Raw genomic sequence first — 24,246 nt, 5'->3', positions numbered from 1 at the left:
ATGCAAGGATATGTGAGACCGGGAAACAGCCAGCCCGCCTGGCTGTTTCCTTTTATCGTCATATCAGTCCTGATCTTCAGCGTGCTGCCGCTCGCCCGCCTCGCCATGGTCGGGATCGTGGCCTTCGCCAGCGGCGGCGTCATCGATGTGCTGAGCGAACCGTCACTCTGGCAGGCCACCTATTACACCATCGTCACCGCGGTCCTGGGCACGATCATTTCCCTTGCCATCGGCTGCCTCTTCGCCTTCGTGCTGACGCTGACCGATATCAGCGGCAAGGGGTTGCTCAGCTTCTTCTTCGTGCTGCCGATGATGATCCCGCCGCAGGTGACGGCACTTGCCTGGGTGCAGATGTCGGGGCCGTCGAGCCCGCTGTTGAAGGCGCTCTCGCTTGCGCCGCCGCTGGGTTCGCCGCAGCCGCTCTATTCGGTGGGCGGCATTGCGCTGCTCTATGGCGTGCAGCATGCGCCGCTGGTCTATCTGGCGCTGCGCGCCGGGCTGATGACGCTGCCGCGCGACGGCGTCGAGGCCGCGCGGCTTTCCGGCGCCTTGAGCCTCAGGGTGTTCCGCGACATCATCCTGCCGCTGTCTCTGCCCGGCATCATCGCCGGCGCGGCGATCTCCTTCGTCTCCTGCACCGGCAATTTCGGCATTCCCGCCATTCTCGGCATCCCGGCCTCGATCTACACGCTGCCGACGCTCATCTTCACCAAATTCTCTGCCTTCACCAGCCGCACCTTCGGTGATGTCGCCGTGCTCTCCGGCATCATCGCCATGATCTCGGTCGCAGGCTTGATGATCCAGGACCGGGCGCTCAGAGGCCGCGACTATCGCGTCATCGGCCTGTCGGGGGCAAGTGCCGTCTTCGAGTTCGGCCCCTGGCGCTTCGCCTTCCCGCCGCTCCTCTGGGCGATCCTGTTCTTCATGCTGGCCGCCCCCTTCTTCGCGCTTGTTGCCGGTGCGCTGGTGCCGGCTTATGGCGTACCACTCACCTTCAAGACTATGTCGCTGCATGCCTTTCAGGAGATCCTATTCCGGCAGGCGGTGACACGCACGGCCTTCGTTAATTCGCTGTCGCTTGCCGGCGCGACCGCACTTGGTCTGCTTGTGGTGACAGTGCTTGCGGCCTATGCACTGACGCGACGCAGAGACATGGCGTCGCGGATCGTTTCCAGCCTGATCGAGATACCCTATTCGCTGCCGGGCATCGTCATGGCGGTCTCCTTCATTCTCGTCTTCGCGGCACCGATCCCCGTCCTGCACGTCTCGCTCTACGGGACGATCTGGATCACCCTTATTGCCTATTTTTCCTCCTTCTTCGCCGCCAGCCTGAAGCCTGTCGTCAGCGCCTTCCACCAGCTCGATCCGGCGCTGGAAGAGGCCGCGCGGCTTTCCGGCGCCGGCTTCTTCCGCAGGCTTTCCGATATCATCGTGCCGCTGATCGCGCCGGCCGCCGGCGCTTCCGTCATCCTCGTCTTTCTCATCGCCTGCAACGAGCTGACGATCTCGGCGCTGCTCTGGTCGGCCGGCACCCAGACGCTCGGCGTCGCGATCTACAATCTCGACGACAGCGGCAGTTCCGACCTTGCCTCGGCACTGTCAGTACTCGTCGTGCTGATGGTCGTCGTCCTAATGCTGCTCTTGGAACTCCTGTCCAAACGCCTGCCGAAAGGGGTGGTCCCGTGGCGCAACTGATCCTCAACCAGGTGGCCAAGGATTTCGGCACCGGGCGGGCGGCCGTCAGCGGCTTTTCGCTCGATGTGCGCGACGGCGGCTTTCTGGCGCTGCTCGGGCCTTCCGGCTGCGGCAAGACGACGGTGCTGCGAATGATCGCTGGTTTCGAGACGCCCTCCGACGGCTCGATTCATCTCGGTGAGCGGCTGCTGGCAGATGCCGCCCAGTCGCTGCCGCCCGAGAAGCGCAACATGGCGATGGTCTTCCAGTCCTATGCGCTCTGGCCGCATATGAGCGTCGCCGACAATGTCGGCTATCCCCTGAAGGTGCGCGGTGTCTTGGGCGAGGCATACCGGGCGAAGGTCGGCGAGGCGCTTTCCGCGGTGCGGCTTGCCGATCATGCCGGGCGGCGGCCGGCCGATCTCTCCGGCGGCCAGCGCCAGCGCGTGGCGCTCGCCCGCTGCCTGGTGACGTCGCCCGATGTCGTGCTGCTTGACGAACCGCTCGCCAATCTCGACCGGCACCTGAAGCAGGAGATGGAGGAGACTTTTCGCGACTTCCACCAGCGCTCGGGCGCAACGATGATCTACGTCACCCACGATCAGAGCGAGGCAATGGCGCTGGCGACCGACGTCGCCGTCATGTCCGAAGGACGCTTGCTACAGGTGGCGCCGCCGGCCGAAATCTATGCCCGCCCGGAAGGACGAATCGTCGGCGGGCTGATCGGGCGCGGCGCAATCCTGACGCTGCCTATCATGGGCGGCGAGCGCCATCTGGAGTGGGACGAGCTGCAGGATGCGCTGCAGGCGGCCAATACCGATGGCGCCGATATTCTGGTGCGGCCGGAGGATGTGATCATCGGCGGCGAGGGCGCTCCCGCGACCGTCGAATCCGTGCTGTTCGAGGGCGAGCGCTACGCCGTCAAACTGACGCTCGGAAACGGCCAGACGTTGCGCGCCTTCAGCCGCGCCGTTGTCGGGGCCGGCGAGAAGATACGCGTCGTCATCCGTGCCGGATGGCGGCTTTGACGAAGGCGGGTGACCCTTACGGTCGTTGAAGCTTGGCGATAATGTTGAAAGTCGCCGATGCCTCGTTCCGAATCGAAAGAAGTTGAATATTTCTAAGCGCCGTGGAAAAACGCGTTGAGGCGATCGGTTCGCCGGGCATGCATTATTCTAGTTCTGATATTTGCGGACTATCGGGGCTTGTAGCCTACCAGACACGCAGCCGTGCGGAACCGGATGCCGACGCGGCTTGTTTCGGTCCTGGAAGCCAAGCTTATCCGCAATTTTCTTGGCCCTGCCATCTTTTCCTGCGGCGATTGCCGGATAAGGTACTGCGCGCAACCGGACCTTTCTCATGTCGCTCCGCCTCGCCACCTTCAACGTCGAAAACCTGCTGACCCGTTTCGATCTCACGGGTTTTCGCAACCAGCTGCGCCAGGATCGCGTCATCAAGCTTTTCGAGGTGAACAGCGAGGGCGTCTACCAGCAGCTCGAGCAAGCGCGCGTGATCGCCGCCACCGATGATACGAGGCAGATGACGGCGCTGGCGATCGCGGATGCCGACGCCGATATTCTCTGCCTGCAGGAAATCGACAATATGGCCGCCCTTCAGGCGTTCGAATACGGTTATCTCTTCCGCATGGTCGGAAACGGCTATCGGCAGAAATTCCTGGTCGAGGGCAATGACAGCCGCGGCATCGATGTCGCCGTGCTGATGCGCGAGGAAACGCGCGATGGCCAGAAGATCGAGCTTAGAGATATCAGAAGCCATGCGATGACGACCTATCGCGATTTCGATCTCTTCGACGAGGAACTGGCGCTTACCAATCGTATCGACGACAAGATATTCAAGCGGGACTGCCTGGAACTCGACCTCCTGATCGGCGGCAGGCCTTTCTCGCTCTATGTAGTGCATTTCAAGTCGATGGGCAGTGCGCGCGACGGCCTGGACGGCCGGCAATCGACACTGCCGCTCCGTCGCGCCGAGGCGCGCGCCGTGCGCCGCATCATCGAGGACCGCTTCGGCGCCGGCCACACAGCCTCGAAGAGCTTTGCCATCTGCGGCGACATGAATGACTATCAGGAGCGCGTCGACGTCGTTGGGCGGCGTGGCGCCGGCTATCGTTTCGAGCATCAGGTGGAGACCGAGAGCGCGCTCGACGTCTTCAGCCATGACAGCTTTGCTGAAAATGTCGTCCGCCGTCGTCAGCCCCTCGACCGCTGGACGCTTTATCATGCGCGCGGGCCGCAGGAGCAGCACCTCTGCCAGCTCGATTATATCTGGCTTTCGCCCGCACTTGCCGCCCTTAATGCCGGACGCCTGCCCGAGATCATCCGCAGCGGCCAACCCTACCGCACCATCTTCCCGCCGGGCCAGGAGGTGGAGCGTTATCCTCGTACCGGCTGGGACCGGCCGAAGGCCTCCGACCATTGCCCCGTCGTCATCACACTGGATCTCCCATGAAAACGAATTTGAAGATAAATTTTCCGAACACTGATTTTTCCGATGATTTCGCCGGCTGGCCGCCGGAAGCTACGGTCTTCCCCATCGCCGGCGTCGATCTCCGCGTCCTGCCCGGCACTCATCCTTTCGTCGCCGCCGAGGAATCGGCGATCCGCGAGAATTGGCTGAGGGAGATCGCCGCCAACCCGGCACTCTTCGACGGGCGCCTGATCTTCCAGCAGCGGCTGTCGCTCGGCGAGGAGGGAATTTCGGGTGAGGGCTACGTCACGCCTTTTTCCGCCTTCATGTACTGGCGCCGCCAGCCGCAGCGCCAAGGCGGGCTGCACATCTTCGCCTATCCCGTGCTCGAAAGCTCCGACGGCGCGCTGGTTGCGATCCGCATGGGTGCGCACACCGCCAATCCCGGCCAGGTCTATTTCGCCGCCGGCTCGTTGGAACCCGAGGATATCTTCGACGGGCGCTGCGACATCGAGGCCAACATGCGCCGCGAGGTGCTCGAGGAAACCGGCCTTAATCTTTCCGATTCGGTGGCGGGGCAGGGGCTCTTTGCCAGCCACGCCAGGCGTACGGTTACGTTGCTGAGGCTCTTCCGTTTCGACCTGACGGCCGACGAGATGGTCGAGCGGATCGAGGCCCACATGCTGGTTGCCGAAGACAAGGAGATCGCGGGTGCGGTGGCGATCCGTTCGGCTGATCGGAACGCTTATCCGTATAACATCGCGATGCTGCCGGTGATTGACTGGTATTTCGGGAAGAGGGGCGCATAGCGCGCGGCAATCAGAGGCCGACCTCGTCCTTCGAGACCCCTTGGGGGGTACCACGCTCGCCAAGCGCTTCCGAGAAAGATCGATTTTCATTAACGATCCCGCGCAAATTGCCGAGTGCAGACGTCTCCGGCCGGCGACGGGTTGTTCTTACCCGAGTTAGCGCCTTGCACTCGGTCGCACGGTCGGGCAGGTTGACGGCCCGACGATCGATTCAAGGAGGCCGATGTGGCGCGAAGCTACAGCGTCTATGACGTGTTCACCGATCGAAAGCTTGCGGGCAACCCACTCGCAGTGGTTTTCGACGGCGACGATCTCAGCGACGAGGCGATGCAGGCGATCACCCGAGAGATCAATCTCTCCGAAACGGTTTTCGTGCAGCCTTCGACCAATCCCGCCTACGCGGCGAAGCTCAGAATCTTCACGCCGGGCCGCGAGCTGCCCTTTGCCGGCCATCCCACGGTCGGCACTGCGGTGGCGCTGGCCGAGCGGGCTCATGGCGCAGCGGCCCTCGATCTCGTCATGGTGCTCGAGGAAAACGTCGGGCCGGTGCGTTGCGCCGTGCGGCTGAGGCAGGGTGAGGCGAGCTTTGCCGAATTTGACCTGCCGCGCAAATCGCAGCAAGCCGTCATGCCGCTCGACAAGCTCGGCATCGCCGATGCGCTGTCGCTGAAGGTCACCGAAATCGGCTTTGAAAATCACGTCCCCTCGGTCTGGAGCGCCGGCGTTCCGTTTCTGCTCATTCCGGTGCACGATGTCGGCACGGCTCAGCGGGTGGAATTCGATCCGCAGCTTTGGGAAAAGATCGTGCCCTTCGCCGATGGCGCGCTTGCCTCGGCCTATGTCTATTGCCGCGGCGGCGTCAACCACGTTGCGAAGTTCCATGCGCGCATGTTCGCCAGCGGCATGGGCATCGTCGAAGATCCGGCCACCGGCGCGGCGGCGGCGGCGCTCTCCGGAGCAATCCGCCATTTTGACCGGCTTACGGACGGGCACCACCCGATCATGATTGAGCAGGGCGTCGAGATGGGTCGTCCGTCCTTCATCCACCTGCATATCGATGTCGAAGGCGGGACGATTTCCAACGCGCGGATCGGCGGCCAGGCGGTGCGGCTGGCGAGCGGCACACTTGAGCTTTGAGTTTGCGAGAGCGCCGCGCTCCGTCAGCCGGGACGCTCTATCACCTTGAATTGGCGCATCATCCCTCTCGAAGATCGATTCCGAGTTCTAGGAGTGTGTGCCGCATTTCGGCGCTGCGGAAAAATCTTTGAGATTAACCAAAGAATTTTCGCTGATGCGCTGGACAAGCCTGCCGATCCTGTTTATACGCCCCGTCACACCGCGCAGCCAAGCGCGAACGGGTGATTAGCTCAGTTGGTAGAGCAGCTGACTCTTAATCAGCGGGTCGTAGGTTCGAGCCCTACATCACCCACCAAATCTCTTGATAAGATTGATTGAATAGCGTCAGCGCATGGTCTTGTTTCTAGGCCGACCGCATGTCTCGGCATGACTGGCCGTGTCGACCTGCGCACCCTATCTCTCCCCTATTAACGGGAGGGGTCATGAGAACCGTCATATTCATCGTGGCTTTATCCTTGCCGCTGCCGGCCTTTGCAGCGAGCGCAGTGGAGGTCAAAGCGGGGGACCACAGCTGCAGCGAGCTTGCGCAGATCATCCGGCAGAACAAGAAGGTCTTTGTCCGTGTCGGCCTCGGCGGCCGCAGCTTCCGCTACCCGCCGGCGCAGTGCGACATGGGCGACAAGCGCAGCACGACAAGCGTTGGCGATGCCGAAGGGAGGACTTGCGTTCTGGACTATGCCTGCGTGTTCGACCCGGCGTCGCCCTATAATTTCCCCTGAAGAATTCGTTCTCAGTTGCGTGGGATATCATCCAAAACCGCTCACGTTTTTTGTCGTTCATCACGCTCTCGCGTCCAGGAGTTCCCATGAAAAGCCTCTTTTTGGCCTTCGCCCTGTTGTTTCCGTCCGCAGCCCTTGCCGCCGAGGCGGTAGAGGTCAATGCCAGGGATCACAGCTGCAAGGAGCTTGCGCAAATCATCCGTAAGGACAAAGCCGTTTTCGTGCGCATGGGCATCGGCGGTCGCAGCTTCCGTTATCCGCCGGCCCGATGCAATCTGGGTGACAAGTACGACACTGCAACGGTGAGGGATAGAGACGGGAAGATGTGCGTTCTCGACTACGAGTGCGTGTACGATCCGCAATCCTTCTACAACAGGATTCCCAACTAACATCGGGCTGCAGGGGCGCTTCACGCGGCGAGCGTGAAATCGCCCGGTCTTGCCCGACAGGCCAAGAAAAAAGGCCGGGCGAAACTCGCACCGACCTTCCTCGATCTGTCTCAATGACGGCTGCCAGTACATCCGTGGTCAGCCGTCAGAGACAAATTTAATAATCTCTAAATAAGTGCCGATTGCGGTTATTCAAGGGCCGGCCGTAGAAAAGAAGCCGTGCCGGCGCGTCACCAGTTCCCCGGGATCATTGCATAGATCCTCCTTGGCGTGTCCTGCCGGATACGCCAAGGAGGCATCTAGCGCGGCTCCTTATGACCGGGCAGCGATTACTGCTGGGCAGGAGCGGCCGGCGGGGTGGCCGGTGCAGGTGCCGGAGCAGGCGTTGCGCTGTTATCGGTCGGAGCGATCGGCTTAGCCGGGGCCGGCTCGGACTGGGTCGTGGAGGCTGTCGTATCCGGCGAAGTGCCGGGAGATGTGCTGCTCCACTGCGAATAGGCGAATGCAGCAACAGCGATCACGGCCAATGCAGCAACCCAAACAACCCACGTATTGCTGCTGCGCGCCGGCGGCGTCGTGCGCAGGTCCAGGTTCGGGTTCAGCGGGCGGTTCGGATCGTTGGCATTATTGGGGTCGTACGTCATGGTACTTTCTCCTCTTTCGGTGTGTGAGAAATGGACGAGCGGGACTTTTGTTCCATTCTGGCGGCGAAGCGTTTGTATTGCCGGGGTTTTTGGGGTTGGAGCGGCTTCTCGAGCGGTAGCGAAAGGCAATTGCGGGGGATGACACCTGAGGAGATCGCTGGCTGTCATATGTACGGCACAGCCGCCGTATAGACGGACCTAACCGCAGCGGAAGCGTCGTCCTTGACAGGACGGGGTGTCTTTGCCAATGCTTTGGTTCTGGGGTTGCGATCACCCCACGAGGCGACATGCTGAAGAATCGCGTCCGGTACAACCGATCAACGGAGGGACGCGTGATGCCGTCATTTCTCGAAATATCTCCCGACAAGCTCAGCCGCCTCATCGGAACACCCGGTGCGCCCTGCATCATCGACGTCCGCACGGACGAGGATTTCGCGCTCGATCCGCGCCTGGTGCCGGGCTCGATCCGGCGCGACCACGCCGAGGTTGCGTCGTGGGCTGATGGCATCGATGCCGATGCCGTCGTCGTGGTCTGCCACAGGGGAGCCAAGCTCAGCCACGGCGTCGCCGCTTATCTCAGGCATGCGGGGATCGAGGCGGAAAGCCTCGAAGGCGGTTTTGAAGCCTGGGCCGCGGCCGGACCAACGGTGCCCGAGGCGAAACTGCCGCGCCGCGACGGGCTGGGGCGCACCGTCTGGGTGACCAGGGCGCGGCCGAAGATCGACCGCATCGCCTGTCCCTGGCTGATCCGGCGCTTCGTCGATCCGAACGCCGTGTTCCTGTTCGTGCCGGCCCCTGAGGTTGTCGCCGTCGGCGAGCGCTTCGGAGCTGCGCCCTTCGATATCGAGGACGTGTTCTGGAGCCATCGCGGCGAGCTCTGCACCTTCGACGTGATGGTCGAGGAATTCGGGTTGGCGTCCGAACCGCTCTTGCGCCTGGCGCGGATCGTCAGGGCGGCGGATACGGGCAGGCTCGATCTGGCACCCGAGGCGTCCGGTCTGCTTGCCGCCTCGCTCGGCCTCTCCAGAATGTATTCCGACGATCTGGAGCAACTCGAGGCCGGAATGCTTCTCTACGATGCCTTCTTCCGCTGGTGCCGTGATGCGACCGACGAGACCCACAACTGGCCCGCGCCGAAAAAGAGGGCATGAGATGGTCGATATGACGGAGAATGCGCCGGCTGGACAGGCGGGCAAGAAAGACGCGGGCGAGGGGCATCACCACGGCGTTTCGTTCGGGGAGGCCTTCCGGGTGTGGCTGCGCGTCGCCGCCTTGAGCTTCGGCGGCCCGGCCGGCCAGATCGCCGTCATGCACCGGATCATCGTCGACGAAAAGCGATGGATCGGCGAGCACCGCTTCCTGCATGCCCTGAATTATTGCATGCTGCTTCCTGGGCCGGAGGCCCAGCAGCTCGCCGTCTATATCGGCTGGCTGATGCACCGCACATTGGGCGGTCTCGTCGCCGGCGTGCTCTTCGTGCTGCCGGGCTTCCTGTCGATCCTCGGCCTCAGCTATATCTACGCGGCTTACGGCAGCATCGGCATCGTCGCCGGCCTGTTCTTCGGCCTGAAGGCGGCCGTCCTTGCCGTCGTCGTGCAGGCAGTCATCCGCATCGGCAGCCGCGCGCTGAGGAACCGCGTCATGCTTGCCATCGCGGCCGTGGCCTTCGTCGCCATCTTCTTCTTCCACGTGCCGTTCCCGCTGATCGTGCTGGCCGCCGGCATCGGGGGGTTCCTCGGCGGCCAGTCCGGGCTTGCTGCCTTTAGTCCGGGCGGCGGCCACAAGGCCGCAAGCGGCGCGGTGCTGTCGGATGCCGAATCGGCGCTGGGCGAGGGTATTCCCGCGCATGCGCGCGCCAACCTCGCCTGGTCGCTGCGCATATCGGCTATACTGCTCGCCCTCTGGCTGGCGCCGGTCGCCGCCCTTTACGCGTTCTTCGGACAAGGTGACGTCTTCAGCCAGATCGGCCTGTTCTTCAGCAAGATGGCGGTCGTCACCTTCGGCGGCGCCTATGCCGCGCTCGCCTATGTCGCGCAGGCCGTGCAGCATTTCGGCTGGCTGAAACCCGGCGAGATGCTGGACGGTCTCGGAATGGCCGAGACCACGCCGGGGCCGCTGATCATGGTGCTCCAGTTTGTCGGCTTCATGGCCGCCTTTCGCAATCCCGGCTCGCTCGATCCGATGCTTGCCGCCACCCTTGCCGCGATCCTGACGACATGGGTGACCTTCGTGCCCTGTTTCCTCTGGATATTCCTCGGCGCGCCCTTCATCGAAAAGCTGCGCGGCAATGTGGCGCTTGCCGGGGCAATGTCGGCGATCACGGCAGCGGTGGTCGGAGTCATTCTCAACCTCGCCATCTGGTTCGGGCTGCATACGCTGTTTGCCGAAGTCGCGCAGGTCAGTTTCGGCAACCTGCGGCTCGATATTCCAGAGCTGCAATCTGCCGTACCGGCGGCAATCGCGCTTTCCGCCGCCGCCGCCATCGCGCTCTTCCGCTTCAAGACCTCGGTTATCACGACGCTCTTCGGCTGTGCGATCGCCGGCATGCTCTGGACACTGGCGATGAATTGATCAGACCTCTGCTCCCTCGACGGGAATGCGGGTCGCGAGCATCTTGTCAATGCGCATGCCGTCCATGTCGAGCACCTCGAAGCGCCAGTCTTCGAAGAGGAAGGTTTCGCCGGCTTCCGGGATATGTTGAAGCTGATGCAGCGCGAAGCCCGCCAGCGTATGGAAATCGGCGTCGGGGCGATCCCTGAGGCCGAGCCGTTCGAAGGCATCGAAGGCCGGCATCATTGCGTCGATCAGCAGCGAACCGTCTTCCCGCACGACGATGTCGGGCTCCTCGTCGGCGCCCGGCAGATCGCCGGCGATGGCCTCGAGCAGGTCGGTCTGGGTGACGATACCCTCGAGACTGCCATATTCGTCGACGACGATGGCGAGGCGTACGGGCGACGCCTTGAAGCTGTCGATGACGCGTACGACCTTGGTACCCTCATGCAGCACCAGTGGCTGCTTGATCACCTCCAACGGCCTGACCTTGCCGCCGTCGAGGACCTGATCGAGAAGATCCTTCTTCAATACCATGCCGATGGGTTCGTCGATCGAGCCGCGGGCGACCAGCAACTGCTCATGGCTGCACTCTCGGATCGTCTTCAGAATCTCCGCCTCGCTGTCGTCGGCATCGAACCATTCGATGTCGAGACGCGGTGTCATGATATCGGAGATCGGCCGGTCGCCGATGTTGAATACCCGCTCGACGAGTTGCTGCTGCACCTGGTTCAGAAGACCCGCCTCCTGGCTCTCGGCGACCAGCAGCTTCAACTCCTGCGGTGAGTGGAACGAGGATTCTCCGGTTCCGGCGCGAAGGCCGACGGCTCGCAGCACAAGGTTGCCCATGCCGTTCAAGGTGAAGATCGCCGGCTTGAACAATAGCAGGAAGAGGCCGAGGGGCCGCACGACCGCAAGCGAGGTGGCCTCGCTGCGCTGCAGCGCCAGACTTTTGGGCGCGAGCTCGCCGAGCACGATATGCAGCGCCGTGATGATGACGAAAGCGATGACGATCGCAACGGTATGGGCGCCGGTCGTTACCCATGGCTCAGGCAGCCAGGAGAGCAGCGGTTCGATCAGGTGGGCGAGTGCCGGCTCGCCGACCCAGCCCAGAGCCAGCGACGAGATGGTGATGCCGAGCTGGGTGGCGGCGAGATTGGCGTCGAGATTGTCGATGGCGCGCTGGAGAGCGGAGGCATTCATGCGACCGGCCGCGACGAGCTCGGCAACACGGCTGCGCCTCATCGAAACCAGTGCGAATTCGGCGGCGACGAAGAAGCCATTGGCAGCGACGAGAAAGAACACGGCTAGTATCCCGACAAAGTCGAAGAGCCCGCCCGCGGATTCGGACATATTTTGCTTACCCCTGAATTGATGCGAGTCCGAAACTACACGCTCGCACAGAGCTGGCAAGGCGCGGCCGCCATTCTTGCGATGCCACACGCTTATCGCTTCGGCGCTTCGAAGAGCTCGACAGGGTTTCCGGCCGGGTCTTCCAGCAGGATCTGCTTGCCGCCGATGCCCTGGACCATGTCGTTGCGAAAATGCGCGCCCGCCTGGCGCAGCTTGGTGACTTCGGCTTCGAGGTCGGCGACTTCGATCTGGATGCGGTTCCATCCGCCGGGCTCCGGTTTTCGTCCGTCGGGCATTGCCTGGGAGGCGCCACCCGGCCCGGTCGTGCCGCTGACGAGCAGGCGAAAACCGTCCCTCGTCAGAATGGCGAAGCCGGGGGCCGGGTGAAGCGCGACCGAGAAGCCGAGATGCCGCGTGTAGAATTCCAACGCGGCGTCGACGTCGTCAACGATATAACGCATGCTGATGCCAGGCATGATTTCCTCCATCATCTCTTAAGTCGAGCGATCCCATACGGCGGGTTCAACGGCGCCCGCGCTCGATCAAGGCGCGGAGCAACGCTCCGTTATTTGAATCTGCGCCCAATTCCGCAGAAAATCGAATCCGATCTTCGGGGCTAATGCGTGGATTGCGTCGTGTCGGGAAAAGGGCTGTTCGCTGGAACGTATAAGATTGAACTAAGATATGAGACCAACTACGCAGGCGTCTGATTCCATACCATGACTTAATTTGAGTTTCAGTTTCGGTTCATCTTTTCGGGCCTAATTTGCTCCTGCGCGCCCGACATGAGGAACCCCACATGAAAAAGCTCTTCTTTCCGCTTCCTTCCTTCTCTCGCCGATCATCGCCTCCCAAGCCAGCGCGGATGATTTTCGCCGCCCGCCTGTCGTCGTCCAGAAGAAGGTGATCGTCAAAGAGACCTTCGTGCGGCCGCATTGGAACAAGGGATATCGCGTCAATGCCCGCAAACGTCGCCAGTTTCGCGACGTCAACGACTACCGCCGCTACCGCTTGGCGCCTCCGCCCCGCGGCTATCGCTGGGTGCGCGCCGACAACGATTTCCTGCTGACCGGCGTTACCAGCGGGGTGATCTCCAGCATTATCGTCGGACGCTGATTGGGAATGGATGAGGGCGGCGGAGGCCGTCCTTTCCGGTTTTGGGGAGAGAGGAGAGGACGTGCCGTGTGGCCCCCCTCTGGCCTGCCGGCCATCTCCCCCACAGGTGGGGAGATCGGCTGGGCGCGGCGGCTTCCCCAAGCAACTCAAGTATGGTGATTGTCGATGCCGTTGGAGTGGGAGCGATGGTCAAGCCTCCTGCCGATCTCCCCCCTTGTGGGGGAGATGGCCGGCAGGCCAGAGGGGGGCGCCAAGCACGCCGAGGCTGCCGGAAGGAAACACATGGTGTTTCGCGGTGATACACCTTTCCAATCCTCCAGCATCTCCTCATCACCCCCGCCTGCATGGCACCACCCGCTCCGCGATAATGCCGAGCAATCCCCTTGCTTTACGCCCCAGCTCATCGGCAGCCTCGTGCGTCAACGGATGCAGCCCCTCGATCGGCGGCAATGGATCGCATTCCTCGCAGACGCAGCGATAGGGTTTGATCGCTGTCGCCTTCATGCCGCCTGCCGGCTCCAGCTGGCGAAGGGGTCGGGCAGGTTGCGCCAGCGTTCAGGTGTGAAGGCATTGCTTTTCACCAGACAGGCGTCGAGTTCGCTCCTGATCCACGCCTCGTCCATCGGGTCAGCGCCGATGAAGACGATTTCCTGGCGGCGGTCGCCCCAGACGGGGTCGAGATAGGGGCCGATGGCGCTGATGAAGCCGGGTTCCTCGGGCCATTGTTCGCGCGGCACAGAAGCCCACCACAGGCCCATCTTGGAGGTGCGGACGATCGCGCCCGCCTGGCTGACCTCGCCGACATGGTGCGGCCGCGTCGCCAGCCAGAAGAAGCCCTTGGCGCGCACCACGCCCGGCCATGTCCTGTCGAGAAAGGCCTGCAATTTTGCCGGATGGAAGGGCCGCTTCTCGCGATAAACGAAGGAGCGAATGCCGTATTCCTCGGTCTCCGGCACGTGATCCCTGAAGCCGTGCAGTTCCTTGTACCAGAGCGGATGGGTCTCGGCCCTCCCGATTTCGAAACGGCCGGTGCCGAGCACCTCCTTCAGCGCAACCTTGCCGAAATCCGCCTCGATCAGTTTGACATTCGGATTGAGGCCGACGATGATCTTGCGCGCGGCGTCGCGCTGTTCATCGCTTGCGGTTCCGATCTTGTTCAGCACCACCACATCGGCGAATTCGATCTGCTCGACCAGCAGGTCGACGATCGTCCTGTTGTCCCCGTCGCCCGCGGTTTCGCCGCGGTCGGCGAGAAAATCGGCCGAGGCGTAATCGGCGAGCAGATTGGCGGCATCGACGACGGTCACCATCGTGTCCAGCCTTGCAACGTCGGACAGGCTTTCGCCATTCTCGTCGCGAAATTCGAAGGTGGTGGCGACGGGCAGGGGCTCGGCGATGCCTGTGGATTCGATCAGCAGGTAATCGAAGCGGCCCTGATCGGCGAGAGCGCGCACCTCCTTCAACAGGTCGTCACGCAGCGTGCAGCAGATGCAGCCATTGGTCATCTCGACCAGCTGTTCCTCGGTGCGCGAGAGATTGGCGCCACCATCGCGCACGAGTCTGGCGTCGATGTTCACCTCGCTCATATCGTTGACGATGACGGCGACGCGCAGGCCCTCACGATTGGTGAGCACATGGTTGAGCAGCGTCGTCTTGCCGGCGCCGAGAAAGCCGGAGAGCACCGTGACCGGAAGTCTGTTGTCCATGGGAACCTCATTTACGTTAAATGTTATATCATTACATAAATGGCTACGAAAAAAGGCGGAACGGGGTCATCCGCCTCTTTCCGCTTCAGCATTCTCCAGAGCGTCGCATAAGAGTCATGCGCTGGAGAGGCAAGCCTTCATGCTGTCGGCGATGCCGCGCATGAGGGTGAAGTAGAGATCGGGGCCGGCCTTGAGCGTCGCTGCTTCCGGGTCGAGCACACCCGATTTGGCGCTCGTGCCCTCGATGACGACCTTGACCAGGCGTGGCTCGAATTGCGGTTCGGCAAAGACGCAGGTTGCGCCGAGTTCGCCGACCTTACGGTGGATTTCCGACACGCGCTCGGCGCCGGGAATGGTTTCCGGGCTGACTGTGATCGAGCCGGCGACGCGGATGCCGTAACGGTACTCGAAATACTGGTAGGCGTCGTGGAAGACGACGAAGGGCTTGTCCTTGACGGGGGCGACGGTGGCGGCGATCTCCGTGTCCAGTGCCGTCAGCTTGTCATCAAGCGCCTTGGCATTGGCCTGATAGGTCAGCGCATTGGCGGGATCGGCGGCGACCAGCGTGGTGGTGATGACAGTGGCCATCGCCTTCGCATTCATCGGATCGAGCCAGAGATGCGTATCGAAGGCGCCGTGCCCGTGCCCGTGCTCATGCTCTTCATGATCATCATGATGCGCTTGGCCATTGTCATGTCCGAGCTCAGCCGCATGGTCGTGACCATGGTCATTTCCGGCGGCATCCGCATGCTCGGGAACGCTTTCATGGTTCCCGTCGTCATGCGCCTCGAAGGCGCCGCCTTCGCGGAAGGGCAGCTTGGTCAAACCAGGCGCATTGTCGAGTTCGACGACACTGGCGTTCGAGCCCAGCGCCTCGAGCGGCTTTTCCAGGAAAGCCTCCAGGTTCGGGCCGACCCAGAAGATGACCTTGGCCTCCTGTAGCGAGCGCGCGTTAGAAGGCTTCATGCTGTAGGTGTGCGGGGAGGAGGCGCCATCGACGATCAGCTCCGGCTCACCCACGCCCTCCATGATCGCCGCAACGAGCGAATGAATCGGCTTGATCGAAGTGACGACGACGGGAGCATCGGCGGCCCGCATCGTGCCGGCAAAGAGCAGGGCGGGTATCGCAAGGGCCGGGATGGCGAGGGCAGCCGGTATTCTGAGGGCCAGGCTGTCCAGGGCAGGCCCCAGGGCGCGTTTCATCATATGCTCCGCTTGAATTGCAAATGTTATGTTATTACATCAATTGCGTTATGCTATAACGTGTGCAATAGCAGGATGCAACAGCGCTGTCGGAAAATTTGATGCTCTCTCCCGCAAATACCAAGGGCGAACGGCTGGTTTCGCTCGAAAATGTCGGCGTTCTGCGCGGCGGCCGCTGGCTGGTGCGCGGCGTCGAATTTTCCGTTTCGCGCGGCGAGATCGTCACGCTGATCGGGCCGAACGGCTCGGGCAAGTCGACGAGCGCCAAGGCCGCCATCGGTGTTCTGAAGCCGGATGAGGGCAGGGTGGAGCGACGCCCGGGCCTCAAGGTCGGCTATGTTCCGCAGAAGCTTTCGATCGACTGGACGCTGCCGCTGACGGTGCGCCGGCTGATGACGCTGACGGGGCCACTGCCGGAGCGCGACATCCAGGCAGCGCTCGAAGCCGCCGGCGTCGCCCATATGATAGGCGCCGAGGTTCAGCATCTCTCCGGCGGCGAGTTCCAGCGGGCGCTGATGGCCCGGGCGATTGCCCGCAAGCCCGACCTGCTGGTGCTCGACGAGCCGGTGCAGGGGGTGGATTTCTCCGGTGAGATAGCGCTTTACGACCTCATCAAATCGATCCGCAACGCCAGCGGCTGCGGCATCCTGCTGATTTCCCACGATCTCCACGTCGTTATGGCCGAGACCGATACGGTGATCTGCCTCAACGGCCATGTCTGCTGCCGCGGAACGCCCGAGACCGTCAGCCGCAGCCCGGAATATGTGCGCCTGTTCGGCAGCCGGGCAGCCCAGACGCTTGCGGTCTACAGCCATCACCACGATCATACCCACCTGCCGGATGGCCGAGTGCGTCATGCCGACGGCACTGTGACGGATCATTGCTATCCCGAGGATGGGCATCATGCTCATGGGGGCCATGAACACGCGCATGACCACGGGCATGAGCACGCACATGGCTCCCATGAGCACGGGCATGACCACGCTCACGACGATCATCATGGGCACGATCATGCGCATGAACACGCCCATTCCCGCAGCGGAGAGGGCCGCCATGCTTGACGATTTCTTCGTGCGCGCCATCCTTGCCGGTGTCGGGCTGGCGCTGACGACGGGGCCGCTCGGCTGCTTCATCATCTGGCGGCGCATGGCCTATTTCGGCGATACGATCGCCCATTCGGCACTTCTCGGCGTCGCGCTGTCGCTGTTGTTCGAACTCAACCTGACGATGGCCGTCTTCGCCGTCGCCGCGCTCGTATCGGTGTTGCTGCTCTTCCTGCAGAAGCGCCAGGCGCTCTCGGCCGATGCGCTTCTCGGCATCCTCTCTCATGCCACGCTGGCGATCGGCCTCGTCATGGTCGCCTTCATGAGCTGGGTCCGGATCGATCTCATCGCCTTCCTGTTCGGCGATATCCTTGCCGTGTCCACATCGGACATCGCGCTGATCTGGGGTGGCGGGCTCTTCGTGCTGGCGGCGATCGCCTGGCTCTGGCGGCCGCTGCTCGCGGCCACCGTCAATGCCGAGCTTGCCGAGGCCGAGGGGCTGCGGCCCGAGCGGGCGCGGCTCTTCTTCATGCTGCTGATGGCCGTCGTCATCGCAATAGCCATGAAGATCGTCGGCATCATGCTGATCACCTCACTGCTGATCATTCCGGCGGCTGCAGCGCGCCGCTTCTCGGTCACGCCGGAGATCATGGCAGTGCTCGCCGCGCTGATCGGGGCGGCCGCCGTCGTCGGCGGGCTGTGCGGCTCACTGACCTACGACACGCCGTCCGGCCCCTCGATCGTGGTCGCGGCGCTGATCCTCTTCATTCTCAGCCTGCTTCCCGTCAGGCGCCGCGCGCTCGCGCAAGGACAAGGCTCATGACAACACCGCAACTCACCAAGAACCAGGCGCTGGTTTTCGAAGCGCTCGAGAAGGCCGAGGGGCCGCTCAGCGCCTATACCATCCTCGACAAGTTGCGCGACCATGGTTTTCGCGCGCCGCTACAGGTCTACCGGGCGCTGGAAAAGCTGCTCGAATACGGCGTCGTGCACCGGCTCGAAAGCATCAATTCCTTCGTCGCCTGCGCCCATCCCGGCGACAATTGCCATAGCCACGGTATCGTCGCTTTCGCCATCTGCGAAAGCTGCGGCCAGGTGATCGAATTCCACGACCACGAAGTCGACCACCGGCTGATGGGCTGGGTGCGGGGGCAGAAGTTCAAGCCGGAGAAGACCACGATCGAGATTCGCGGATTTTGCGAGGCCTGCGCGGCATGAAGTGAGTAACCGTTCCGTTTACAAACGGTGCGGCGATGAAGGAAGGCCGGCAAACCGGCACTCCGTTTGTTGACAACTTTTTTCCGTCCGAGTCATCCTCGTCCTGGCTTTCGAGGATCTGCTTCGTGTCCCCGATACGGAGATGCCCGCGACGAGCGCGAGCATCAGGAAATAGGGTCGCTCACTCTGCCGGCTGTCGGGCAACCCCGGCCAACCGCATCAACCGTTCCGATTAGTTTTTTCCCGAACCGCCCTTGCCGGGCCCGCCATTACCGCCCTTTCCAGCCCCGTCGCTGCCCGGGCTCTCATTGCCACCATTGCCAGCGCCGTCGTTGCCACCCTTGCCAGCGCTATCTTTGCCGCCCTTGCCAGCATCGCCGTTGCTGCCGCTGCCGGCACCGTTGTTGCCTCCGCTGTCCGCGCCGTCCTGACCGCCTTTGCCAGCACCGTCATTGCCTCCGCTGCCTGCGCTGCCTGCGCTGTCGTTGCCGCTCTTGCCGGCACCGTCATTGCCTCCGCTGCCCGCGCCATCGTTGCCGCCCTTGCCGGCACCGCCGTTACCGCCGCTGCCCGCGCCGTCGTTGCCGCTCTTGCCGGCATCGCTATTGCCGCCGCTGCCCGCGCCGTCATTGCCGCCCTTGCCGGCATCACCGTTGCCTCCGCTGCCCGCGCCGTCGTTGCCGCCTTTGTCGGAACCGCCGTTGCCGGCCTTGCCATGGCCGTGATCTTCCCCGTCCTTGCTGCCGCTGTGATGGTCTTTTCCACCCTTACCGGGTTCATCCTTGGCGTGGTCGTGATCCTTTCCGCCTTTGTCGCGGCCGTGATGATCGTGGTCCTTGCCGCCCTTGCCGCCCTTGTCGCCCTTGCCGCCCTTGCCGCCCTTGCCGCCCTTGTCGCCCTTGTCGCCCTTGCCGCCCTTGTCGCCCTTGTCGCCCTTGCCGCCCTTATCGCCCTGGTCACCGCTGCCGCCCTGGTCGCCACTGCCGCCCTGGTCGCCACTGCCGCCCTGGTCGCCACTGCCGCCCTGGTCGCCACTGCCGCCCTGGTCGCCGCTGCCGCCCTGGTCGCCGCTGCTGCCCTGGTCGCCGCTGCTGCCCTGGTCGCCGCTGCCGCCCTGATCGCCGCTGCCGCCCTGATCACCGCTACCGCCTTGGTCGCCGCTGCCGCCACTTTGGCCGACGTCTTTGCTGTCACCGTCATCGCCACCGTTGCCATTGCTGACGTGCGAGTTGGTGTTGGATGTCTTCTTGCCACCGACGTCACGGCTGCTGCGATCCTTATCATTCAGACCGAACTTGTTATCAGCCTTTATTGCGCGGGTGGGCATGCACAGCCTGTATTCGAGGCTACCGCGGACTGCGGCCTTGCAATTAACAACTGTGGGGGCTGCCGTCGCCAAGCTGCTGCTTGCCAGAAGGGACGCCACAGCAAGGCTGAACTTCGCTGCTCTGCTGATCATTTCACTGGTCTCCCAAGGTTAACTAACCGTTAATTGGGAGAATATTTATACTAACAAGGAATTAATATGAAGAACAAACCAGGATTAACCTGTTCATTTCTTATAATACGGTTAAATTCACAAGTATAAAATTTTAATAAATTTTTATCCTGGCTGTGCTATCCTCTGAAGACGAACTGAGGGAATCGGCTATGAAGCGTCTCCTTTCTCTTGCCTTTTTTTTGGTGATTTTATCGCATTTTCATGCAGTTGCCGGATCGTCGCTGCCTGTGACGCGAAGCATCGGCGCGCCGGTGGGATTCGCTGCCGCCTGTGCCAAGTACAGGTGGCTTTGCGGCAGGATGGCGTCACAACAGTTCGACGAGCAGGCTGGGATTGGGCTTCTTCAAAAGATCAATCGTGCCGTAAATCGGCGTATCGTTTCGGCAGAAGATCGCTCTCCCTCCGGAAACGGGGATGTTTGGTCTCTGCCGGTGGCCGGCCGTGGCGACTGTGAGGACTACGCCCTTCAGAAAATGAAGGACCTGGTCGACGCCGGTTTTCCATCGAACAGGCTGGCACTTTCCGTGGTGATTGGACCACACGATCAAAACCATGTCGTTCTGATTGCCCGCACGGCTCAGGGCGATTATGTGCTCGACAATCTCACCAGCGCCGTTAAGCCTTGGCGCACGACGGGTTATACGTTTCTGGCCACCCAGGATTTCCAGTCGCGCACCGGTTGGCGCGTGACGCTTGCCGGTCCGCGCGCCGGCGAGTTCTCGTGATCTGCAAGCCGCAAGGCGGCGCGCGCGCTATCTTTGCCGAAAGCTCAGCCGAGCCAGGAGCGGGCCCGTGACCAAAACCGAACTTGCCGATCTCTATCGCGGCTACATCGCCTGCCTGAATCGGCAGGACTGGCTCAATCTCGGCCAGTTTGTCGATGACGGTGCGGTTCATAACGGCCGGCGGCTTGGACTTGCGGGCTACATCGCCATGCTGGAGCGGGATTTCGATGAGATTCCCGATCTTTGTTTCAGCGTGCGGATGCTTCTTAGCGATCCGCCTTACGTTGCTTGCCGGCTGGGCTTCGACTGTTCGCCGAAAGGAAAGTTTCTCGGGCTTGATGTGAACGGGAGGCGCGTTTCCTTCGCCGAGAACGTGATCTACGAGTTTCGCGGTGGGAAGATCATCGAGGTTTGGTCGGTCATCGACAAGCCCACGATCGAGGCCCAACTTGGGGACGCGCTTTGACCCAGCGGAGCGGGACTTCGTCAGATGATGGCGACGCGCTCGCCGAAGGGCGTGTCCGCGTCGAAATTGCAGGTGCCGATCCGATCGCTTTCACCCGACAATAGCCGCTGTTCCGTCGCGTCTTCGCCGCTTTCTTCCCCTTCGCCGGATAGGGCGTGCCCATGCCGCTTTCCTGGATGTTCGTCTTGGTCGACGAGCAGATCCGCATGCGGAACAAGATTGCCCGCACCATTCGTGTCCGCAACTCCCTTCGATGCCTGCTGGTCGGCGGTGATACGCGACTGGCGGGCGGCAACCCAGGCATTGTCGGGTTCCGAGCCGATCGAGGTGCTGATGCCGACCTTGGTGGGCTGGGACTCGGCGGTGGAGGAGATGCGGTTGACGGCTTCGACCATGGGGCACTCCTGCTGGTGTGAACCGGCGGACCAGTTGAGCCGTCATCCGACCGCTGATTGGCCGATCCGGGATTCAATATTGGGCCTCAGCGGGAAAACGCAAGACGGCATGGCTACTCCCGGAAAAGGCGGAATCAGGTGCAAAGGCGGGAAATTCGACGATGGATTGCATGGCCGGCAAGCTGCCTGGTGCGTGCAAGATGTAAGAATCAGAAACACTTTGTGACTAAGCTACTACAAAAGCTGCGCTTTTCGACTTGCGAGGCAAGTAGAGATGACAGATATTGCTCACATGTTGAGGACGCTCTCATGATCCGAATGATAGAAGACCCTGCCGAACTGGCTGGCGAAGACATCACTGGCAAATATATTCTCCGGAAGCTGAATTATCATTGGTTCGCTTACGGCAAGGCGGCCGTCGTGACCGCCTGTAAAGGCACGATCCTCCATCTCGATCGGGAGGAAACGGTTTATTCCGAGCGCTGGAGTCGTCGTGCCTATACCGGGAGCGGTAAGCGTTATCCCGGCGGTATCTGCCCCATTTCGGCGGTCGCCTGTGTTTGCGATACCCCCGATGACGTCAATGCCGTCATTCAGCTGGATGTCGAAGCACAGGACGAATTCTATCAGCTGATCGCCAAGACGGAAGCCAAAGTTCGGGCGCTTGCCGCTTCGTCGGGAGAGAACCAGTTTCTGGAAGCGGCCGAATAGGTACTGCCGCAACGACAGTCTCCGGCCACGCAACTTCGGAAACAATGACGTCTGTTATCGGGGGGCGGGTCCATTTGCGCCTTGCCACGGGGCGCGGGCGTTTCACCTCCTGAGTCAGGTATAAGACTGTCAGGCTTTTGCGGCCGCTGCCGACATCAGAAGGCGCTCGCCCCGGTGGAACGGAAAACCCTCATGACGCAGGACCACAGCCAGCCGCGTCGCTCGTTTGCGGCGGCGCCATCGCTCGCTCGCGATAACCGTCGCAGTGATGATTCTCGCACTGTTCTGGCCCGCCGGCACGTTCGCCTGGCCACGCGGCTGGATCTTTCTCGGCCTTTTCCTGGCGCTGACTGCAATCGCGCTCGTCTGGATCTGGCGGACGAATCCGGGATTGTTTGCGGCGCGTAGCCGATATCAGAAGGGAACCAAGCGCTGGGACGCCGTGGTCGCGACGCTGACGATCATTCTCTTTGCTGCCATTCTTCCGGTCGGCGCGTTCGACGACGGCCGTTTCCACTGGTCGCCGAAACCCTGGTGGGTCGTTGTCCTCGGCTATCTCCTGATGAGCGCGGGCTATCTCGGCCTCACCTGGGCGCAATCGGTCAACCGGCATTTCGAGCCGACGGTGCGCATCCAAACCGATCGCGACCACAAGGTGATCGACAGCGGGCCCTACGCCGTGATCCGCCACCCCGGCTATGCAACCGCCATTTTGCTCGCCGCCGGAGCGGCGCTGTCACTCGCGTCGCTCTATGCGTTGATTCCCGTGGGGCTGCTCGTCGTGGTGCTCTTTGGCCGGACGCTCGGAGAGGAGGCGGAGTTGCGCAAGGGACTTGAAGGATATGCGGAGTATATGGATCGGGTGCGCTGGCGCTGGATCCCGGGTGTTTGGTGAGGGCTGCAATATCCGATTATTTGTCCTTCACATGCGCTCCGTGCACTCGCTCCTGTCGTCGCTCACCCCCCTCATCTGCCTGCCGGCATCTTCTCCCCGTTGGGGAGAAGGGACTCGTGGCAGCGCCTGGAGCCATTCCGCTAGGAAATGATGGTCGGCGGCTCGCTCCCTCTTCGCTGCGGCGGGAGAAGATGCCCGTCAGGGCAGATGAGGGGGTGAGGAGCGGAAGCGGCGAGCGAAAGGCAAATTAAGCATATTTTCCTGGAAGAGGCCCCTCTCAATCACCCAATCACCCTGAGATCCCGCGCAAACCGCTGCCAATTCGCCACATAATTTTCCGCCGAGCGGCGAATACCCTCGACAGCCGCCTCGTCAAGCACCCGCACCACACGGGCGGGTGCGCCGACGATTAACGAGTTGTCAGGGAATTCCTTGCCCTCCGTCACTAGCGCATTGGCGCCGACGAGGCAGTTGTTGCTGATCTTTGCGCCGTTCAGAATGGTCGCTCCCATGCCGATCAGCACGTTGTCGCCGAGCGTGCAGCCATGGAGAATGGCGTGGTGGCCGATGGTACAGCCCTTTCCCGTCGTCAGCGGAAAGCCCATGTCGGTATGGGCCATGACGCCTTCCTGGATGTTGGTGCCGGCGCCGATGGTGATCCTCTCATTGTCGCCGCGCAGCACCGAGCCGAACCAGATGCCGACATTTTCGCCGAGTTCGATATCGCCGATCACATGCGCATCCGGCGCGATCCAGTGGAGGCCGGCGGGCGGCAGTTTGGGGGTCAATCCGCCAAGCGCATAGACGGGCATCGGTCTCTCCTTAGATAATGTCGACCGAGAGCGTCGCAACACCGTCGATGCCGCAGGTGATGCGGTCGCCCCTCGCAACCGCGCCGACGCCGGCCGGCGTGCCGGTCATGATCACGTCGCCGGGCGCCAGCACGAAGAGCTTCGAGAGTTCGGCGATGATTTCCGGCACCTTCCAGATCATCTGGTTGAGGTTGCCGTCCTGGACACGTCGGCCGTTCTGCTCCAGCCAGATCCGGCCTTCAGTGGGATGGCCGAAGCGGCTTGCCGGGACGATTGCGGAGACCGGGGCGGATTGCTCGAAGGCCTTGGCAAGCTCCCAGGGACGGCCGAGCTTCTTGGCCTCGCCCTGCAGGTCGCGGCGGGTGAAATCAATGCCGACGGCATAGCCATAGATGCAGCCGAGCGCATCGGCGGCCTGAATGTTCGCCCCGCCCAATTTCAGCGCCAGCACACATTCGACCTCGTAATGCACGTCGTTCGAAAGCGGCGGGTAAGGGAAAGCATTGCCAGCCGGCAGCAGGTTGTCGGGGTTCTTTTGGAAGAAGAAGGGCGGCTCGCGAGAGGGATCGTGACCCATCTCGATCGCATGGTCGGCATAATTGCGCCCGACGCAATAGACGCGGCGCACCGGAAAGCGCTCGTCGCTGCCTTCAACCGGCAGTAGAACCGGTGCGGGACGCGGGATGACGGTGGCGGGATGGGGCATAGCGGGCCTTTCCTGTGCTTATCGAGTCTTTGGCTCATCTTAGACGG

25 protein-coding genes, 1 tRNA gene and 1 pseudogene are annotated in these 24,246 nt (G+C 62.3%); 18 read left to right on the top strand and 9 right to left on the bottom strand.

Features of this window, described 5'->3' with window-relative positions:
• From AC13QO_RS12775 to AC13QO_RS12740, 8 genes are all read left to right on the top strand, one after another.
• Positions 1–1,695 carry an ABC transporter permease gene (locus AC13QO_RS12775; protein ID WP_085778670.1) on the top strand — a complete coding sequence of 565 codons (1,695 nt, stop codon included), beginning with the start codon at positions 1–3 and terminating at the stop codon, positions 1,693–1,695.
• Complete coding sequence (locus AC13QO_RS12770; RefSeq protein ID WP_085778669.1) at positions 1,683–2,702, top strand: ABC transporter ATP-binding protein; 1,020 nt, start codon at positions 1,683–1,685, stop codon at positions 2,700–2,702. Before AC13QO_RS12775 ends, AC13QO_RS12770 begins: the two co-directional genes overlap by 13 nt.
• Before the next feature lie 331 nt (positions 2,703–3,033).
• Positions 3,034–4,143 carry an endonuclease/exonuclease/phosphatase family protein gene (locus AC13QO_RS12765; protein ID WP_085778668.1) on the top strand — a complete coding sequence of 370 codons (1,110 nt, stop codon included), beginning with the start codon at positions 3,034–3,036 and terminating at the stop codon, positions 4,141–4,143.
• The gene (locus tag AC13QO_RS12760; RefSeq protein ID WP_085778667.1) at positions 4,140–4,910 is read left to right on the top strand and encodes an NUDIX hydrolase; all 771 of its coding nucleotides are present in this window, start codon (positions 4,140–4,142) and stop codon (positions 4,908–4,910) included. The genes AC13QO_RS12765 and AC13QO_RS12760 overlap by 4 nt, the downstream gene beginning before the upstream one ends.
• 225 nt (positions 4,911–5,135) lie before the next feature.
• A complete protein-coding gene (locus AC13QO_RS12755) occupies positions 5,136–6,047 on the top strand; it encodes a PhzF family phenazine biosynthesis protein (protein WP_085778666.1) in 912 nt (303 codons plus the stop codon).
• Between the two features lie 219 nt (positions 6,048–6,266).
• Positions 6,267–6,342: transfer RNA gene (locus AC13QO_RS12750), tRNA-Lys, on the top strand.
• A gap of 127 nt (positions 6,343–6,469) precedes the next feature.
• Complete coding sequence (locus AC13QO_RS12745; protein WP_085778665.1) at positions 6,470–6,766, top strand: hypothetical protein; 297 nt, start codon at positions 6,470–6,472, stop codon at positions 6,764–6,766.
• An 86-nt stretch (positions 6,767–6,852) separates the two neighbouring features.
• A complete protein-coding gene (locus AC13QO_RS12740) occupies positions 6,853–7,155 on the top strand; it encodes a hypothetical protein (protein ID WP_085778664.1) in 303 nt (100 codons plus the stop codon).
• Between the two features lie 329 nt (positions 7,156–7,484).
• On the opposite strand, the gene AC13QO_RS12735 is transcribed toward AC13QO_RS12740, so the two are convergent.
• Positions 7,485–7,799: a hypothetical protein gene (locus tag AC13QO_RS12735; RefSeq protein ID WP_085778663.1), complete on the bottom strand. Its 315-nt coding sequence runs from the start codon at positions 7,797–7,799 to the stop codon at positions 7,485–7,487.
• A 335-nt stretch (positions 7,800–8,134) separates the two neighbouring features.
• Between AC13QO_RS12735 and AC13QO_RS12730 the strand changes: the two genes are divergently transcribed.
• Together AC13QO_RS12730 and chrA are read left to right on the top strand one after the other, a co-directional pair.
• Positions 8,135–8,950 carry a chromate resistance protein ChrB domain-containing protein gene (locus AC13QO_RS12730; RefSeq protein ID WP_085778662.1) on the top strand — a complete coding sequence of 272 codons (816 nt, stop codon included), beginning with the start codon at positions 8,135–8,137 and terminating at the stop codon, positions 8,948–8,950.
• Position 8,951: 1 nt separating this feature from the next.
• The gene (chrA, locus tag AC13QO_RS12725; protein WP_085778661.1) at positions 8,952–10,370 is read left to right on the top strand and encodes a chromate efflux transporter; all 1,419 of its coding nucleotides are present in this window, start codon (positions 8,952–8,954) and stop codon (positions 10,368–10,370) included.
• On the opposite strand, the gene AC13QO_RS12720 is transcribed toward chrA, so the two are convergent.
• Positions 10,371–11,702, bottom strand: coding sequence for a hemolysin family protein (locus AC13QO_RS12720; protein WP_085778660.1), 1,332 nt, complete (start codon positions 11,700–11,702; stop codon positions 10,371–10,373).
• A 92-nt stretch (positions 11,703–11,794) separates the two neighbouring features.
• Entirely contained in the window at positions 11,795–12,178 is a 384-nt protein-coding gene (locus AC13QO_RS12715; protein WP_085778659.1) for a VOC family protein, read from the bottom strand.
• A 364-nt stretch (positions 12,179–12,542) separates the two neighbouring features.
• Between AC13QO_RS12715 and AC13QO_RS12710 the strand changes: the two genes are divergently transcribed.
• Positions 12,543–12,818, top strand: coding sequence for an RcnB family protein (locus AC13QO_RS12710; RefSeq protein ID WP_085778658.1), 276 nt, complete (start codon positions 12,543–12,545; stop codon positions 12,816–12,818).
• 500 nt (positions 12,819–13,318) lie between these two features.
• Here AC13QO_RS12710 and zigA read toward each other — a convergent pair whose 3' ends face one another.
• Together zigA and AC13QO_RS12700 are read right to left on the bottom strand one after the other, a co-directional pair.
• Positions 13,319–14,524 carry a zinc metallochaperone GTPase ZigA gene (zigA, locus tag AC13QO_RS12705; RefSeq protein ID WP_085778657.1) on the bottom strand — a complete coding sequence of 402 codons (1,206 nt, stop codon included), beginning with the start codon at positions 14,522–14,524 and terminating at the stop codon, positions 13,319–13,321.
• 114 nt (positions 14,525–14,638) lie between these two features.
• The gene (locus tag AC13QO_RS12700; protein ID WP_085778656.1) at positions 14,639–15,727 is read right to left on the bottom strand and encodes a zinc ABC transporter substrate-binding protein; all 1,089 of its coding nucleotides are present in this window, start codon (positions 15,725–15,727) and stop codon (positions 14,639–14,641) included.
• A 101-nt stretch (positions 15,728–15,828) separates the two neighbouring features.
• Here AC13QO_RS12700 and AC13QO_RS12695 point away from each other — a divergent pair, with 101 nt between their 5' ends.
• Genes AC13QO_RS12695 through AC13QO_RS12685 form a run of 3 tightly spaced genes read left to right on the top strand, consistent with a single transcriptional unit; the run spans position 15,829 to position 17,988 of the window.
• Entirely contained in the window at positions 15,829–16,788 is a 960-nt protein-coding gene (locus tag AC13QO_RS12695) for an ATP-binding cassette domain-containing protein (protein ID WP_085778655.1), read from the top strand.
• A complete protein-coding gene (gene znuB, locus AC13QO_RS12690; RefSeq protein WP_085778654.1) occupies positions 16,781–17,593 on the top strand; it encodes a zinc ABC transporter permease subunit ZnuB in 813 nt (270 codons plus the stop codon). The genes AC13QO_RS12695 and znuB overlap by 8 nt, the downstream gene beginning before the upstream one ends.
• The gene (locus AC13QO_RS12685; RefSeq protein ID WP_085778653.1) at positions 17,590–17,988 is read left to right on the top strand and encodes a Fur family transcriptional regulator; all 399 of its coding nucleotides are present in this window, start codon (positions 17,590–17,592) and stop codon (positions 17,986–17,988) included. The genes znuB and AC13QO_RS12685 overlap by 4 nt, the downstream gene beginning before the upstream one ends.
• Positions 17,989–18,220: 232 nt before the next feature.
• On the opposite strand, the gene AC13QO_RS12680 is transcribed toward AC13QO_RS12685, so the two are convergent.
• Positions 18,221–19,447 (bottom strand): hypothetical protein, encoded by a 1,227-nt coding sequence (locus tag AC13QO_RS12680; RefSeq protein WP_488540817.1) that lies wholly within the window; start codon positions 19,445–19,447, stop codon positions 18,221–18,223.
• Positions 19,448–19,638: 191 nt separating this feature from the next.
• Here AC13QO_RS12680 and AC13QO_RS12675 point away from each other — a divergent pair, with 191 nt between their 5' ends.
• Positions 19,639–20,214, top strand: a complete 576-nt coding sequence (locus AC13QO_RS12675) for a transglutaminase-like cysteine peptidase (protein WP_085778651.1) — start codon at positions 19,639–19,641, stop codon at positions 20,212–20,214.
• A gap of 67 nt (positions 20,215–20,281) precedes the next feature.
• Positions 20,282–20,680 (top strand): ester cyclase, encoded by a 399-nt coding sequence (locus AC13QO_RS12670; protein WP_085778650.1) that lies wholly within the window; start codon positions 20,282–20,284, stop codon positions 20,678–20,680.
• Positions 20,681–20,700: 20 nt separating this feature from the next.
• Here AC13QO_RS12670 and AC13QO_RS12665 read toward each other — a convergent pair whose 3' ends face one another.
• Positions 20,701–21,075, bottom strand: coding sequence for a hypothetical protein (locus tag AC13QO_RS12665; protein WP_085778649.1), 375 nt, complete (start codon positions 21,073–21,075; stop codon positions 20,701–20,703).
• Between the two features lie 309 nt (positions 21,076–21,384).
• Between AC13QO_RS12665 and AC13QO_RS12660 the strand changes: the two genes are divergently transcribed.
• Together AC13QO_RS12660 and AC13QO_RS12655 are read left to right on the top strand one after the other, a co-directional pair.
• Positions 21,385–21,786 (top strand): hypothetical protein, encoded by a 402-nt coding sequence (locus AC13QO_RS12660; protein WP_488540816.1) that lies wholly within the window; start codon positions 21,385–21,387, stop codon positions 21,784–21,786.
• A 192-nt stretch (positions 21,787–21,978) separates the two neighbouring features.
• Positions 21,979–22,681 (top strand): annotated as a pseudogene (locus tag AC13QO_RS12655) (isoprenylcysteine carboxylmethyltransferase family protein).
• A 281-nt stretch (positions 22,682–22,962) separates the two neighbouring features.
• Here AC13QO_RS12655 and AC13QO_RS12650 read toward each other — a convergent pair.
• Both AC13QO_RS12650 and AC13QO_RS12645 read right to left on the bottom strand, forming a co-directional pair.
• The gene (locus tag AC13QO_RS12650) at positions 22,963–23,493 is read right to left on the bottom strand and encodes a gamma carbonic anhydrase family protein (protein WP_085778647.1); all 531 of its coding nucleotides are present in this window, start codon (positions 23,491–23,493) and stop codon (positions 22,963–22,965) included.
• Between the two features lie 10 nt (positions 23,494–23,503).
• A complete protein-coding gene (locus AC13QO_RS12645) occupies positions 23,504–24,199 on the bottom strand; it encodes a fumarylacetoacetate hydrolase family protein (protein WP_488540815.1) in 696 nt (231 codons plus the stop codon).
• Between the last annotated feature and the right edge of the window lie 47 nt (positions 24,200–24,246).

This window comes from Rhizobium sp. CNPSo 3670 (assembly GCF_057784555.1).
Note: the sequence above shows the minus strand (reverse complement) of the source record. Positions and strands in the feature narration are given on the sequence as shown.

What these genes read in the sequence shown, in the direction of transcription:
- AC13QO_RS12775 (WP_085778670.1), top strand. Translation starts at nt 1, where the DNA reads ATGCAAGGATATGTGAGACCGGGAAACAGCCAGCCCGCCTGGCTGTTT.
- AC13QO_RS12765 (WP_085778668.1), top strand. Translation starts at nt 3,034, where the DNA reads ATGTCGCTCCGCCTCGCCACCTTCAACGTCGAAAACCTGCTGACCCGT.
- AC13QO_RS12760 (WP_085778667.1), top strand. Translation starts at nt 4,140, where the DNA reads ATGAAAACGAATTTGAAGATAAATTTTCCGAACACTGATTTTTCCGAT.
- AC13QO_RS12745 (WP_085778665.1), top strand. Translation starts at nt 6,470, where the DNA reads ATGAGAACCGTCATATTCATCGTGGCTTTATCCTTGCCGCTGCCGGCC.
- AC13QO_RS12740 (WP_085778664.1), top strand. Translation starts at nt 6,853, where the DNA reads ATGAAAAGCCTCTTTTTGGCCTTCGCCCTGTTGTTTCCGTCCGCAGCC.
- AC13QO_RS12735 (WP_085778663.1), bottom strand. Translation starts at nt 7,799, where the DNA reads ATGACGTACGACCCCAATAATGCCAACGATCCGAACCGCCCGCTGAAC.
- AC13QO_RS12730 (WP_085778662.1), top strand. Translation starts at nt 8,135, where the DNA reads ATGCCGTCATTTCTCGAAATATCTCCCGACAAGCTCAGCCGCCTCATC.
- chrA (WP_085778661.1), top strand. Translation starts at nt 8,952, where the DNA reads ATGGTCGATATGACGGAGAATGCGCCGGCTGGACAGGCGGGCAAGAAA.
- AC13QO_RS12720 (WP_085778660.1), bottom strand. Translation starts at nt 11,702, where the DNA reads ATGTCCGAATCCGCGGGCGGGCTCTTCGACTTTGTCGGGATACTAGCC.
- AC13QO_RS12715 (WP_085778659.1), bottom strand. Translation starts at nt 12,178, where the DNA reads ATGCCTGGCATCAGCATGCGTTATATCGTTGACGACGTCGACGCCGCG.
- zigA (WP_085778657.1), bottom strand. Translation starts at nt 14,524, where the DNA reads ATGGACAACAGACTTCCGGTCACGGTGCTCTCCGGCTTTCTCGGCGCC.
- AC13QO_RS12700 (WP_085778656.1), bottom strand. Translation starts at nt 15,727, where the DNA reads ATGAAACGCGCCCTGGGGCCTGCCCTGGACAGCCTGGCCCTCAGAATA.
- AC13QO_RS12695 (WP_085778655.1), top strand. Translation starts at nt 15,829, where the DNA reads ATGCTCTCTCCCGCAAATACCAAGGGCGAACGGCTGGTTTCGCTCGAA.
- znuB (WP_085778654.1), top strand. Translation starts at nt 16,781, where the DNA reads ATGCTTGACGATTTCTTCGTGCGCGCCATCCTTGCCGGTGTCGGGCTG.
- AC13QO_RS12685 (WP_085778653.1), top strand. Translation starts at nt 17,590, where the DNA reads ATGACAACACCGCAACTCACCAAGAACCAGGCGCTGGTTTTCGAAGCG.
- AC13QO_RS12680 (WP_488540817.1), bottom strand. Translation starts at nt 19,447, where the DNA reads ATGATCAGCAGAGCAGCGAAGTTCAGCCTTGCTGTGGCGTCCCTTCTG.
- AC13QO_RS12675 (WP_085778651.1), top strand. Translation starts at nt 19,639, where the DNA reads ATGAAGCGTCTCCTTTCTCTTGCCTTTTTTTTGGTGATTTTATCGCAT.
- AC13QO_RS12665 (WP_085778649.1), bottom strand. Translation starts at nt 21,075, where the DNA reads ATGGTCGAAGCCGTCAACCGCATCTCCTCCACCGCCGAGTCCCAGCCC.
- AC13QO_RS12660 (WP_488540816.1), top strand. Translation starts at nt 21,385, where the DNA reads ATGATCCGAATGATAGAAGACCCTGCCGAACTGGCTGGCGAAGACATC.
- AC13QO_RS12650 (WP_085778647.1), bottom strand. Translation starts at nt 23,493, where the DNA reads ATGCCCGTCTATGCGCTTGGCGGATTGACCCCCAAACTGCCGCCCGCC.
- AC13QO_RS12645 (WP_488540815.1), bottom strand. Translation starts at nt 24,199, where the DNA reads ATGCCCCATCCCGCCACCGTCATCCCGCGTCCCGCACCGGTTCTACTG.